Genomic DNA, 14673 nt, shown 5'->3' with positions numbered 1-14673 from the left:
TCTAAGGCTGCTTCGGCAGCTCTGGCAGAAAGTCGGCGTAGTTGCGCCAGCGTCCTGACGAGCTTTGATAAAGCGGCTGCCGTACCTGCCACACACTGGCCGTACGAACGCTATTGTTGCGCCGGTGAAAGTCCAGACAACTCTCCTGCCAGTCTAAGCCAAGCTCGGCAAGCACCGGCTCCAGCTGCTGTTGTGGGGCTGCGACCAATTGATCATAATTGACCACCTGTAAATCATCGCCGAGTACCTGCTGCCAGTGTCGTAACAGATCGTTCTCAAGCTCTATATAGCGCAGGATATCCTCGAACCGGTTGGCATACGCCATCGAAGAACCCAATCGGGTAAAGTACACCGATAAGGCATTATCCAGGGGGTGGCGACGGGTGACGATAAATTTTGCCTGCGGCAAAGCACGCTTAATTAAACCAAGCAACCAGATACTGTCAGGACGCTTATCGGTAAAATAGCTAACATCGCCTAATCGTTCCCTCACAAAGGCAAGGTAGTCACGTCCCAGCGAGACAAAGTCCTGATCACGTTGCTGCGCGAGGTAGTCCCTCAGGCCGCCATCGCCCTGCGCCTGAATCCGCTGCCACAAGCGCGGGAAAAATTCTAACTCGCCACCGCTACTTATCGCACTATGACCGCCCAGCATTTGCTCAAGCAAAGTTGAGCCCGAGCGGAACATACCGCAAACAAAGACCGGCTGCTGGGCCGCGTCTGCATCGACGGTAGCGCGCGGTAACGGCTGGTTGAATTCAACCTGCAAACTCTGCAGCAACGCTCGCTGCCGGGTCTCATCCCAGGCGGGCATGGTGGTCGCGTTCCATTGATTCGCTTGTTGATAATACTGCCACGCCTCAGCGTAAGCGCCACAATCGTTGCACAACTTGCCCAGCGCATAAGCCGCATCAATACGCTCGTTTAACGGCACCCGCTGGGTGGTCACCAACTGTTGCAACTTAGCAATGAGGGGATCAGCGCTGGTCTCTGCCCTATGCACGTCCGCAAGACGCACGTAGGCCATGGCAAAATTTGGGGCATAATGAATGACCCTGGAAAAATAGTGTGCCGCCTGTTTTTTGTCACCGTTTTGTTCATAGCAATTGGCGAGATTATAAAGTGCCGGCACGTAGCCAGGCGCGATGCGCAGGGCTTCCTGAAAGGCTGCGATGGCATTGTCGTTCTGCAGTAAGCCTTCGTTGTAGATCACACCAATATTGGTGTACACCTCTTCCGGCTGGCTAATCCCCAGCTCCAATGCCCGCTGGTAGTGAGCAATAGCTTGCGGATACAGACCCGCAGCGCGGCAATAATAACCGCAATTAAACTGCGCACCCGCATGGCGCTGGTGGTGCGCGATATAATCAAGGTAAAGCGTTGCCGCCCGCGCCTGATCGCCCTGCTGTACCGCTAATGCGGCAGCTTCGTCCAACAACTCCAGCCGCTGCGGAGACGCAGCAAGCCGCTGACAGAGCGCATCAAACTGGCGGGCAACTGCGGGGTTCACCGAATCAAGCCTCGCCGTCTAACGCGCTTTGCAGCGCCTGTAGCTGTTTTGCATAGGCTTTACTATGACCGATGCCATGCTGGTAGATACGCGTCGTCAGCGGCTCGCCACGAGCTGTGGTGACACTTGGTACCTGCTTGACGAAGTCATCCTGCGCAGAGGCGGCTTGCAAACCACAGAAATCGAGAATTTTTTGCTCTGTCGTTTCGGTGTCTTCAACAAAGGCCTCGTAGGTCACTGTAAGCAGCTCGTCACCCAGACTCTGCTGCCAGGCGGACATAATCGCCTGATAATGGCGATAATAACGGCCAAGCTCTTCCTGATCGTAGGCGAACGCATAACGGTCGGCGAACAAGGTGCGATAAATCGACCAGCAGGTGTCGAGTGCATCACGCTCTACATGAATGATTTTGGCGTTCGGTAAGGCTTTTTTTAACATGCCACAGTAAAGGAAGTTAAACGGCAGTTTATCCACGACGTAACTGTTTCCGTCGGCAACGTCCTGCAGCTGTTTCAGATAGGCTTTGCCGAGTTCGCCGTAGTTGATCGCGGCGATGGCCTGCGCCCGTGTTGCGCCCGGATGCGCCGCCAGATAGGCACTGATCGCCTCACCCAATAACTGTGGAAAATCTGGAAACTCACCGGCGGAGGTCACTTGCGGATGCGCATGCAAGTAGCGCTCAATTAAAGTTGCGCCACTGCCTGGCATACTCACGACAAAAATAGGGGTCAATTCGGCGTTTTTGTTGGCGCGTCCCTGGCTCTTCCAGGTGCTGGCAACATCCGCCATTTGCGTCAGCGCATCAAGCTCTGCCGCTTCATTGTAGGGGGTAATCTTCTTCTGTAAGGCATTCCCCGAGGTTACAGCGGCAAATGCTTGTTCGTGCAGCCCCAAGTCGTCGGCTTCTTTGCCTAACGCAAACCAGATCGGTGTGTCCGCGACTTCATCCTTACGTGCACGATCTGCCAGTTGCTCCACGTGATTTTTTGTTTTGGTTTGTTTACGGAGCAGTGCGCGGACGTAAAACGCTATACTCGGCGCATCTTTTTGCTCACAGACAGCATTCGCCAGCTTCTCTGCAGCTTTGTGTTTACCAACGAACCACTGATTCAAAGCCTCATCGAAGGCTAACACAGAGTCTTCTTCGTGCGCTTTGCGAAGGGGTGTAAGCAGTTCAAGGGCCTGCTCAGGTCGATTAAGTTGGGTGTAGAAACGGGCAAGCTGTTGCTGGTAGTTTTTGTTGTCCGTGGCTAACTTCTTCGCGTGTTCTAATGCTTTAGCCAGCTGTTTACGCTCGCGCAGGCTGGTTAATAAATGCAGTTTATCGATGTGCAAGGCAGGCTGATCGGGCATCAGCTCAATGGCGCGATTCAAATGGGCCAGGGAGCTTCTGAGTGCGCCTGTTTTATGATGCAGCTGTGCCGCTAAATGCACTACCGCTGCTGAATCCGGTGCACGTTGCACCTGCGCATCAATATAATCCCGGGCTGCTTGCTGTTGCCCACCTTTCAACAACGCATTCAGGTACTGACCAAGCTGTTGTACTGAAGGAACCTCTGACTGATCATTCATACTTTCATTCCCTATGCATGACAGGTGTCATTTTTCGATCTGACAAATAAAAACGGCGACAAAAATGTCGCCGTTTTATTTAACGCTAATTTACTCGCTATTAGAAGCGGAAAGTCACGTTTGCGTGGATGTAACGACCCAATGTGTCGTAGAAACCAGCAATTGTGTTTGCGTTAGTTGCGATTGCACCGCCAACCAGTGGTGGCTCTTTGTCAAGGATGTTGTTCACACCGAATAACAATGACGTGTTCTCGTTCAGATCGAACGTGGTTACGATATCAAGGTAGCTTTGCGCTTTGATACCGCCGTCAGCGATCAACAGTTGGTCGACATCTTCGTCATAGCCGATATCGCCGAAGTAACGCCATTTCGCCTGAGCAGTCCAGAACGAGTCAGACGAGTAGGTTACTGTTAACGAGTGACGCCAATCTGGCTGCGGGAAACATACTGAGTTAACTAAGCCAGCACAATCCTGACCAGTGCTATCAGCGTATTTCTCAAGGTAGTATGAACCGTTCATACGTGCAGTGACTGTACCGCCCATCACGTCTTCCATGATGTAGTTAGCGTTCAAGTCAACACCACGGTAGGTTTCTTCACCAACGTTTACGTTAGTTGCGATGACGAAGCCATTGCTACCACGCCACAAGCTGCCTGATGGTGCACGGACAACGTTGTCACAGTACTGAGCTTGACCTGTCAGAGCACACTGATCAAGAGTGTTTTGTGCACCAACAGTACCGATAACGTCAGCGATATCGATCGCCCAGTAGTCAACGGTGAAGTTCAGGTTGTCAGTTGGGTTAGCAACGATACCAACGGTGTAGGTATCAGCAACTTCTGGCTCAAGGTTGACGTTACCGCCGAACAAGCCGTTGTACTGAGACGCTGGGTTAGCATCAACGTTACCGTACTGAGAAGCGCTCACGCCAGTGTTCGCACACTGTGCCTGAGTGAACTCAGGGTTGGCGCCGGCACATGGGTCAGTACCCTGCCATAGACCAACTGAAGTTGCAGAGAACAATTCAGCAACGTTTGGAGCACGTACCGCGCGGTTGTAGCTTGCACGCAGTTTCCAATCAGAAGTGATGTTGTAGTCTAAAGCAACTTTATAAGTTGTCTCTTTACCTGAACTGCTGTAATCAGAGAAACGCAGACCTAAATCAACAGTCATGCTCTCAATACCAGCGCGACCTTCAGCGATAGGAACACTCAACTCACTGAAGATTTCTTTAACGGTGTAACCACCAGCTAAGCTGTTAGTAGGACCGCCCTGGCCAGCCAATGCACCTTCTTGATAGATGGTGTCAGCAGTACGTTCGAAGTCGATTTCACGTGACTCGACACCGATTACTGCAGCAGTAGGCAGATCAGATGTTGGGAACGTCGCGTCCAGCTCACCAGTTAAGTAACCGTTCACGATACGCTGTGAAGTGGTACCAGTCATGATGGCAACACCACCAAGTGTGTCAGCCGCTGCACCAGTTACGCCACCTGGAGTGAATACGTTATACGGAGTACAGCCTTCACCACAAGCGTCATAGCCTTCAGCGCCTAACGCCTGACCTACATATGGAATGTAGAAGTCATTAACGTAAGCAGTGCTTGATGAAGTTGAGCCATACTGGAATGACAGGTCATAAGACCAGTTAGCACTCAGGTAACCTTCAGCACCAGCAACGATACGGAACGCGTTGTGCTCAAGGTTGTTCATACGAGGACCGCCCTCAACGTTACGCTTACCGATGTAGGCACCGACTTGCTCAACGTCTGGACCAAACTGGTCATAGAATTGTGAACGTTGCGTGTCGCTAAACAGCGGGCTGTCCACATCTAAAACTGCCTGGAATGCGTAGAACGTACCAGATTCAGCGATTTGCGCTGCAGTACGGTCATGCATGTAGCTGATTTCCATGTATGGACGGAAAGCGTCGCTCACATCATAGTCTACGAAAGCACCCATAGTGTAACGAGTGTCAGGACGCATGAAGTGGTTGACTGGCGCGTAGTTATAAACGTTGCTGCCGTCATATGGAGAGAAGCTACCGTCTTGATTCAGTGACCACCAAACTTCCTGGTCAAGATCATATTCACCATCAACGATTGGTGCGAAGAAGGTATTAGGTAATGGCGCAGTTGAAGAACCACCACAAGCAGTACCCGCTGCGTTCAGTGCACATGACGAGTAGTCACGCGTTTCCTGACGCATTTCGTTGATTTGACGCCATGTTGCATAGGCTGTCGCTTGACCTTTACCGCCAGCGAAGCTGCCACCCATGGTCAGGTCGATGTTGTACGTTTTACCTTCGATACCTGAACCACCGTTCGGGTAATCAAAGTTACGCTCATCCATCAAACCCTGGATGTATTCGTTGTTGTTGTTGTGCTGGTAACCTGAAGCGCCGACGTTGATTTCAACGCCTTCAAAGTCATCTTTCATGACAAAGTTAACAACACCAGCTACCGCATCGGCGCCGTAAGTTGCAGAACCACCACCAGTCAGAACTTCTACACGCTCAACCAAAGCAGCTGGTACTTGGTTAACGTCAGGTGCTTGTGAATAAACACCACCTGGCTGTAGGCGACGGCCGTTCATCAGAACCAAGGTACGGTTAACACCGATACCACGAAGGTCAAGTGTAGCAACACCAGACGCGCCGTTAGCGATGAATGAAGTTTGCGCAGCTTCTACCTGAGGCAGGCTGTTCATCAAATCTTCGATACGGGTAAAACCAGAAGCTTTAATTTCTTCTGAAGAGGTGATTTGTACTGGGCTTGATGATTCATAGTCAGTACGTTTGATACGCGAACCTGTTACCGTGATTCGCTCTTGAGCTTCTTCTGCTTGCTCGTCGTCAGCCTGCGCTTGAGCTGCAGCAGTTCCTGACATGGCAAGAGAAGCGCCACCGAACATTAATGCTAAGCGGATAGACTTAGCCATTTTGCTATTCTTATACATTATTTCTTCTCCCTGGATCACTTAGGATTAGTGATTTTCAAACAAACTAAACCGCTTTAAAACCGCTGGTCTAGCAAGTACTTGAATCGACAGTAAGCATGATTTTCAGGCCTAATTACGATCAAGTCTCCTTGATACTAATTAAAAAGTAGTGAGAGCGCAAGCACCTAAAGTGTACGAATTTAAGCCAGGAGCGGCATTACACTAAGATTAACCTTTAGGCTAACTTCTCCCTACATTTGCTTTTTTCTTCACCTATAAACTCCGTTTGATACCTTTTTTGCCGCATCGCTCACCTGAGCCGCTAGCTTGCCGCCTGCTTTAGCAAAGCGAAATAAAACAACAATCCATCTCTAGGGAGTATCACCATGATGCAAAAATCCTTTGTTGCGCGGTCAGTGCAGGCAGCCTTAACACTTGCCGTGCTGGCAACGACGCCAGCGATAGCGCAAGATATCAGTAATGATGAGCAGGGTGAACCGGCACCAGAACGTATTCAGGTTACCGGCTCAAGAATTCCCCAATCCACTAACGTGGTCAGCTCCAGTCCGGTATCTCAGGTTACCGCCGAAGAGTTTGAATTTTCCGGTGCTGTCCGTACCGAGGACCTGGTCAACGATCTGCCGCAGGTGTTTCCTGGTCAGGCTTCCACAGATACCAACGGCGCCACTGGCACCGCCACTGTATCTTTGCGCGGGTTAGGTTCTTATCGCACACTAGCTTTGATTAATGGCCGGCGCATGGTCATGGGGTCGCCCGCACAGTCGGGTATCGCTGCCGACTTGAACCAGATCCCCGCAGCACTCATCAAAAACGTCGAGCTTCTTACTGGCGGCGCCTCAGCAACCTATGGTTCCGATGCCGTGGCGGGTGTCGTCAACTTCATCATGGACGATGAATTCGAGGGGGTAAAATTCAGCTATCAGAATAGCTTTTACCAGCATAACAACAATAATAACGGTCCTGCGGCACAAGCCAACAAAGCATCGGGCTTTGCGTTACCTGATAGCAGTGTTACTGACGGCCATATGAATGACTACTCCTTGATCATGGGCGCTAACTCAGCCGATGGTAAAGGTAACGTCACCGTCTACGCCACCTATCGGGATATTCAGGGTATTACTCAGGACCAGCGTGAGAACAGTGCCTGCGCCTTAGCCGGTTCACCGGATAATTGGCGTTGCTCAGGCTCGGCCACCATTCCCGATGGGCTTTGGCTCGCGGGTAACAATGCCTGGGTTCATGATGGCGCCGACTTCATCAATTACGATGGCCGCGTCTACAACTATGCCCCATTAAACTACTTCCAGCGGCCTGATACCCGTACCACTCTGGGTGGCTTTGCCAAGTACTACGTCAATGAACATGCGGAGTTCTTTGCTGAAGTCGGTTACATGAAAGATCACAGCCTGGCGCAAATTGCCCAGTCTGGCTCGTTCTTCCTCGATGTAAACTTCAACTGTAGCAACCCACTGTTATCGGAAGCACACTATCAGGCTATGTGTGCCGACCGTGGCTACGGTCCCGATGACAGCTTCAGCGCTACCTTTGCGAAACGCAACGTCGAAGGCGGGCCCCGCTATGCTGACTTACAGCATATCTCCCATCGACTGGTGGCCGGTGTACGCGGCGAAATCACGCGCGACTGGACCTACGATCTGTCCTTCAATGCTGGGGATGTAGCCTACAGCGAAATGTATCAAAACGATTTGAGTAACACGGCCATCAAGCGCGCTTTAGACATCGTTGCCGATCCAGCAACCGGTGAAGCGGTATGCCGTTCGGCCCTTGAAGGTCTGGACCCCAGCTGCGTGCCATGGAATGTATTCCAGCCAAATGGCATTACCGATGAGCAACTGGCTTACCTGACCCTACCTTTATATGCTAACGGTGAAACTCAGCTTCGTGAGTTTAACGTTTATACGGTAGGCGATTTGAGCATGAGCGAGCTGAAATCCCCCTGGGCTTATATGGGGCCGTCGATTCTATTCGGCTACACCCATCGTAGTGAAGCTTTACGCTATCAACCCGACTCAGCATTTCAGAGCGGTGACGGTGCTGGTCAGGGTGGCCCGTCCGTGCCGGTAAATGGTGACCTGAGTGTTGACGAAATCTACACCGAGATCCAGATCCCATTAGTCACTGAAGCCAGTTTTGCGGATACCATGATGCTCGATCTGGGCTATCGCTACTCCGACTACTCGACAGGCATCGATACTGATACCTATAAAGTCGCGCTGGGCTGGGACGTCACCGACACCTTTAAAATTCGTAGCAGTTTCCAAAGCGCTGTGCGCCACGCCAATATCCGTGAGCTGTTCCAGCCGCAGGGACTGAACCTGTTCGATATGGCAGAAGACCCTTGTGCCGGTGCCAACCCAACCGCCAGTCTGGAAGCTTGTGCGAATACCGGTGTCACTGCCGAACAGTACGGTTCGATTTTTGACAATCCAGCCGGTCAGTATAACTACATGCAAGGCGGTAACCCGAACCTGGATGCCGAAAAGTCTGAGACCAAGGCTATTGGTTTTGTCTGGCGCCCGCACCTGGCAAACGATTTTGATATCTCGGTGGACTACTTTGATATCGATGTCGAAGACGCGGTTGGCATTGTGGACCCGATCTTTTCACTCAACCAGTGTCTGGAAACGGGTGATGCCACCTACTGTGACCTGATCAATCGCAACGAAAACGGTTCCATCTGGCAAGGTGCTGAAGGCTATATTACCGCCACTAACGTGAACATCGGTTACTTGCGCCGCACTGGTGTCGACATTAACTCAAACTACCTTGTCCGACTGAGTGATATGGGTCGTCTGAAGTTTAACCTGGTGGGTACTTACTTCATGAACTTCGATGAACTGCCGCAACCTGGCAGCGACCTCATCCAGTGTGCGGGCCTTTGGGGCGGCAGCTGTGGCGGTCCGAATCCTGAGTGGCAGCATAACTTGCGTTCAACCTGGGTCACCCCATGGGATATGACACTGTCGATGAATTGGCGTTACCTGGGTGGTGTTGATCACATCAACAGTGATTTTAACCTCGGCGCTGAAAACTACATTGACCTCACCGCACAGTTTAGTGTGTTAAGCGGTGGCCAAATCAATGTCGGGGTCAACAACGTGTTTGATAACGATGCGCCATTAGTGCCGAATCAATTAGGCGATAACGGTAATACCTTTCCATCTTTCTATGATGCTTTAGGTCGTTACTTCTTTGCCGGCTTTGAATACAAATTCTAAAGCTGTGCAGTTCACCAAAAGAAAAGCCCCGCCAGCTGGCGGGGCTTTGTTCTATTTTGGGCGCACCAACCTTGCTAGTCTTTTGGCAATAAATAGCTCTCGAAAAACAGCACCGTCGCCTGTTCATAAATATCGCGGTTCTCTTTTTTCCGATAACCATGACCTTCGTTGAGGGCATTCATGTACCAGACGGTTTTGTTATTGGCCTTAAGGGCAGCAACAATCTGGTCGGCTTCAGAAACAGGAACACGGGGGTCATTTTCGCCCTGCACAACAAACATAGGGACGTCGATTTTATCGACATGATTATTCGGACTAATGGCTGTCAGATGCGCCCGCATTTCTGGGTCCCGCTCGTCGCCATATTCCGCGCGGCGCAGGTCGCGCCGGTAATCCTCGGTATTGGTCAAGAAGGTGACAAAGTTGGAAATACCGACGATATCGACGGCAGCTTGCAAGCGATCGCTGTAATGCACCGCGCTGGCAAGCACCATATAACCTCCGTAGCTGCCACCTATGACTGCCACCCTGCTCGCGTCAAGATCCGGCTGGGCCTCGACCCAGTCCAGCAGTGCGCCGATATCCTTGACTGAGTCTTCACGGTTAAAGCCATTGTCCAGACTCACGTACTCGCTGCCATACCCTGCCGAACCACGGACATTCGGTGCGATCACTGCCGCGCCAAGCTGCTGGATCCACATTTGAATGGTGCCACTGAAATAAGGCCGGTACTGGGATTCCGGTCCGCCATGAATAGAGATAATCACCGGGTGCGGGCCTTGCTGTTGGGGTTTGTACACAAAAGCTGGCACTTGCAGGCCATCAAAACTGTTGAATTTAACCAGCTCCGGCTCGACAAAGTTCTCTGTATTCAAACCGCCAACTTCACTGTAAGTCCAGCGAGTTAACTGATCCTCATTATTCAGCACATACACATCAGTGGGAGATTTGGGAGTGTTAATACTTAGCGCCAGGCGGCTGCCGTCCGGACTGTAGGTCAGGCCCCCTACTACGCCAACCGGAAGCCCCTCGACGCGCTGCATGGCAAAGGTTTCCGGGTTCAGCCGATAGAGCTGACTGATGCCCTCCTCATTAATCGTAAACGCAGCCCGCTCACCATCATCGCTCAAGGCAAAGTTATCGACATTCCAGGCAATGTCATCGGTAATAACCGCAACTTCGCCCGTTGTCGTATTACGAAACGCTAGCTGAGTAAAGTCCGAAAACTGATCCGTAGTAAAGAAAAAGCCCTCACCATCTTTGCGGTAGGCGAGCGGGAAATTGGCATTGCTGCCCATCTCATTCCCTTCGAGCAAACTTAATTCACCTTCTTGCACGTCAAGCTCATGGATACGCACATCGGTAATGCTACGGTATTGCACCACCAACAGTTTGCTTCCGTCATGATTCCAGTCGACTGGGCCCCACCAACTGCCATCAGGCGCAGCAACGACCAGCTCAGCTTGTTCCGGTTGCTCAGGGTCCATGACCCAGATGTCGTTGGAGCGCCCATCACGCCGGGTACTCTGGTAAGCAAACTTACTGCCATCATGGCTCCAGACCACTGCCCCATTACGGGACTCACCATCACTGAGCATGTGGTAGTCGCCGGACGCCGGATCCAGCTTGAACAGCTGACTAAACTCATTACCACCGGCATCCATGCTGAAAATCATGGCGTTACTGCCCGGCTGACGGGCAATACCTCCGACCGGTTCAGCAAAAAAGGTTAACTGCTGCCGATAACCCCCTGCTTCGCTCACTTTGTGGATCTGTGCTACATCGCCAAACCTTGTGCTGATATAAATCGCATCACCATCAGCGTTAAAACTGCGAAAAGCGGCCGAACGAATATTCTGATAGCGGGTCAATTGTTCGCCAATACGGACTGGAATTGTTGGAATACTCTCCAGTACCAGATTGCCATTGTTAAGGGTTCGGGTTGCAGATGGCTCAGTGCTGTCCTCCGTCTGTGCCAGTAAATTAGCGGAATAACTTAAGGTCAAACCGAGCAGAGCAACACTGAACATACGAAAGTTCGCCATCGAAGGTCTCCTGATGCAAAGGTAATAAGATGATTAACCATAGAACTTTTTTCTGAAAAAGAACAATCCACTTCGTGCCGGGCAAATATTATCTCATTGTTTTTGCTCCGTTTTAATGGAATTTAAGAACTTTTCAGAAAGCTTAAATACCTTTCTTTTGCTGACCCTGCCATAGTCTTCACCAATTCAACCACTCACATAACATAACGACAACGAGGTGATGTATGGCGAGCACGATCAACTATATTCCGGTGAAATCTATCGGCCGAATCCGCTTTATCGCGATTGAAGATATCGTTTGGATCAAGGGCGCAGCGAACTATGTTGAAATTCATCTCCAGGACAGCATGGTGCTGCATCGTGAGACCCTGACCTCACTTGCTGAAAAACTTGGGGACGAGCAATTTGTGCGCGTTCATCGTTCGGCAATTGTGAATATTGATCATTTACATGAAATTTCCAGTGAACTTGGCCGCTACTCGCTGGTCGAATTGAAGAACGGGCAAGAAATTCGCATTGGTAATGCTTATCGGCGCGACTTGTTCCAGAGTTTGGGGTTAGAGCAGGCGAGTTAATGCCAAGTCTTGCTCCATTCGTCACAAATGAAGTCACACAGCGCATTGAAGTAGTAGGATGAATACAGGTTCTACAGACAGTTATCACGTTTCTCCCTGGATCACGATAACTTTGTAAGTTAGCCTGCCTTCCGTTTTGACTGCTCTCTGTGGGGATCCCTAGGGTGACCACATTGAGCAGTTTTTTATTTTGCCTTAGCTAATAACTCCTGCAATGACGCCTCGCTACTCCCGGCATATTGATACGCCTGAGCCAGAAACAGCTCGCCGCAGGCTACGGCATCGCTGTAGGCATGATGCGCTTCATACATGGGTAAACGAAACCGCTGCCGACACGCAGCCAAGGTTAAACTGCCTCTGGCGATATGATGTTGTTGCTGCCGTAACCGCGCGGCTTCGAAGGTTAAGGTGTCGAATTTTGCTAACGGCTGTAGTTTAACCTGATGCTGCTTGGCCAACCGTTGCAAAAATTGCCAGTCAAACTGCACGTGGTGGCAGACCAGAACCGCCCCGTTTAACACTGTCGCTAATTGCTCCAGCGCTTGCTGAGGCGGCGTGGCATCAAGAAAGTCCCGACGCACCAGACCGTGCACCACGGGCGACTGCTTCAAATCAGGTTGCGCCTGAGTGACAAAGTACTGCGCCTGCTGGTAATCCAACACTGGCGGCTCGATGACCACCCAGCCCATCGCCAGCACTTGGTCGGACTTTGGCTCAAGCCCACTGGTCTCCAGATCGAGCGCCACATAACGCTGCTGGCGCCAGCTCTTACGCAACCGTCGCTGCCGCTGCCAATAGTTCTGTAAGGCTGCTTTCCACTTGCCCAGCAACGCTTTCATTTGCATTACCCAATGCGGCCAAATTTCAGGCCGACCCCTTGCTGGCAATCCTTCACGATGCGAAACGCTGATTTCAGCTGCCGCCGTTTTAGTGTACTCAACTCATCAGGGTCCAGCGCATTCTTCGGTTGCGCGGTGCCCCACACCGCCAGCTGATGCTGCAAGCGCAACTGCGTCAGAAATTGCCAGGCCTCGGCAAGCGCTTGGTTGTCTTTGCGATTAAGCAGTTTGCAGGATTCCAATAATTGCAACCGGGTCAGCGTGCGCGGCTCGGTTAACCCTTCGTGCAAGCTATAGAGACGCACAATGTCATTGATAAGCGCAATCCCGTAGCGTTTGATATCCACCCAGTCACTGTCTTTACCTGACTCGGTGCCGCGGAACCTGTTAAATAAGCCTAATGGCACCTGTACGTTACTCTGTAAGCGGGCCAGATTGCCCAGGAAAAAGTCCGAGCGTCCCAGCTTCGCGACATCCTCGCGGTAGGCTTGATAAAGACGTTTATTGCCGCGCACATTGCGGCTGTCGAAAAATATCTGGCAATACATCAGCGCTTTCGGCGTCGGACTCTCTGTCCAGCTCTGGAAACGTTCAAGCCAGCCAGCGCGAGTGCGCCGGCACTCGGGATTAGAGGCCATAATATTACCCGGGCATTTTGGCACACCACAGTCGGCCAGGCCCTCACAAACAAATTCTCCCAGCCCTGCAAACCAGTCTAACTGTGCTTGGTTTAAATCATTGGCCAGCAGTAAGCCATTGTCCTGATCAGAGCTTAAGGTCTGATCTTCCCGTCCTTGCGAGCCGAACGCCAGCCACACATACGAGGCCGGCGCAACACCGTGCTCCTGCTCGTAGAAATCAATCAATTTGCGCGTCATGGTATCGGTAAGACTGGCCAGCAAGCGTCCGACCGCAGCAGCATCGTTGACCCGCGCCGCAAAGCTGTGCATGTAATCCGGAATGTGAGCCGCCTCGGCAACCAATGCCTCGCGGTCGCCAACCTTATTCAAAGCACTGATGAGCATCACCGGTTCGCTCTTCTGCTCGCGCATCATGTCCGTATTGGTCAACATGCCGATAGGTTTGCCGTCCTCTTCAACCACCGGGAGGTGATGAATATTCTCCTGAGTCATCAATGCCAGCGCATCCACCAGACTCTGTTTTGCGCCGATCGTCGCAGGCGCCTGCGTCATCACCGCATTGATATGAATGTCATAATTCAGCCCCTGGGCCACCACGCGATTGCGTAAATCGCGATCCGTCAGAATACCCACCAGGCGTCCGTCATCGACCACCATAATCGACGACACCTTCTCCGCGCGCATCGCCTGCGCCGCCTCCTGAATCGTCGCCGTACTACACAAACACACCGCCGCCCGCTGCACCACCTCCCCAGCAAGGGCAGCCCTCTGTGGATAACTCGCCGAAGAAAGGGCTGCCCTTTCTGGATAAGTTTTGGGGTGGGGTTGGGGCTGGCTGAAGCTGGATTCGGTTAAGAACCGTTGTTCGTGTGCGCGAATGAAGTAATGTTCGAAGGCGCGGGAGGTCTGGCGCAAGTGATCAAAATCGGCGGCGGCGACGATGTAAATGATACCGTCCTCGACGACCTCCAGTTGATTGACGATCGCACGGCCAGTCAACAATGAGGGGTAACCAAATAAGTCATGGGACTCGAGTCGCTCAATAAGCTGGCCATCGGGAGCAAGCAAATCAAAACCGCCTGAACGAACGATGTATAACGCGGGACTGTAGTTGGCGAACAGTTCATCCACGTTATGTTCGTTGATATAGGCGGCTTTGATTTGCCCGGCTATCCACTGACGTTGGTCAGCATTGAGCTGATCAAACGGCGGACAGTCCAGTAAAAAACGATTTAATTCCGCGAAATCCGGCTGCATATAAACTCCTTTGCGGAGGTGATAAAAAAGCC

General features: G+C 51.7%; 8 protein-coding genes. 2 read left to right on the top strand and 6 right to left on the bottom strand.

The window, feature by feature from the left end; all coding sequences use genetic code 11:
• Position 1: 1 nt before the first annotated feature.
• The 3 genes from J6J28_RS02565 to J6J28_RS02555 all read right to left on the bottom strand — a co-directional run bounded on the left by J6J28_RS02565 (position 2) and on the right by J6J28_RS02555 (position 6024).
• Complete coding sequence (locus tag J6J28_RS02565; protein ID WP_301719760.1) at positions 2-1510, bottom strand: tetratricopeptide repeat-containing sulfotransferase family protein; 1509 nt, start codon at positions 1508-1510, stop codon at positions 2-4.
• Positions 1511-1514: 4 nt separating this feature from the next.
• Entirely contained in the window at positions 1515-3083 is a 1569-nt protein-coding gene (locus tag J6J28_RS02560) for a tetratricopeptide repeat-containing sulfotransferase family protein (protein ID WP_301719759.1), read from the bottom strand.
• 100 nt (positions 3084-3183) lie between these two features.
• On the bottom strand, positions 3184-6024 hold the full coding sequence (locus tag J6J28_RS02555; RefSeq protein WP_301719758.1) for a TonB-dependent receptor domain-containing protein: 2841 nt from the start codon (positions 6022-6024) through the stop codon (positions 3184-3186).
• A gap of 386 nt (positions 6025-6410) precedes the next feature.
• Between J6J28_RS02555 and J6J28_RS02550 the strand changes: the two genes are divergently transcribed.
• Positions 6411-9284, top strand: coding sequence for a TonB-dependent receptor plug domain-containing protein (locus J6J28_RS02550; protein ID WP_301719757.1), 2874 nt, complete (start codon positions 6411-6413; stop codon positions 9282-9284).
• Positions 9285-9358: 74 nt separating this feature from the next.
• Here the strand turns inward: J6J28_RS02550 and J6J28_RS02545 are convergent, their stop codons facing one another.
• Entirely contained in the window at positions 9359-11329 is a 1971-nt protein-coding gene (locus tag J6J28_RS02545) for a S9 family peptidase (protein WP_301719756.1), read from the bottom strand.
• A gap of 224 nt (positions 11330-11553) precedes the next feature.
• Here J6J28_RS02545 and J6J28_RS02540 point away from each other — a divergent pair, with 224 nt between their 5' ends.
• Complete coding sequence (locus tag J6J28_RS02540; protein ID WP_301719755.1) at positions 11554-11904, top strand: LytR/AlgR family response regulator transcription factor; 351 nt, start codon at positions 11554-11556, stop codon at positions 11902-11904.
• 185 nt (positions 11905-12089) lie between these two features.
• Here J6J28_RS02540 and J6J28_RS02535 read toward each other — a convergent pair whose 3' ends face one another.
• Positions 12090-12743, bottom strand: coding sequence for a 3'-5' exonuclease (locus J6J28_RS02535; RefSeq protein ID WP_301719754.1), 654 nt, complete (start codon positions 12741-12743; stop codon positions 12090-12092).
• A 5-nt stretch (positions 12744-12748) separates the two neighbouring features.
• Positions 12749-14641, bottom strand: a complete 1893-nt coding sequence (locus tag J6J28_RS02530) for a DUF294 nucleotidyltransferase-like domain-containing protein (RefSeq protein ID WP_301719753.1) — start codon at positions 14639-14641, stop codon at positions 12749-12751.
• Between the last annotated feature and the right edge of the window lie 32 nt (positions 14642-14673).

This window comes from Pseudidiomarina terrestris (assembly GCF_030466375.1).
Classification (GTDB): domain Bacteria; phylum Pseudomonadota; class Gammaproteobacteria; order Enterobacterales; family Alteromonadaceae; genus Pseudidiomarina; species Pseudidiomarina terrestris.
Note: the sequence above shows the minus strand (reverse complement) of the source record. Positions and strands in the feature narration are given on the sequence as shown.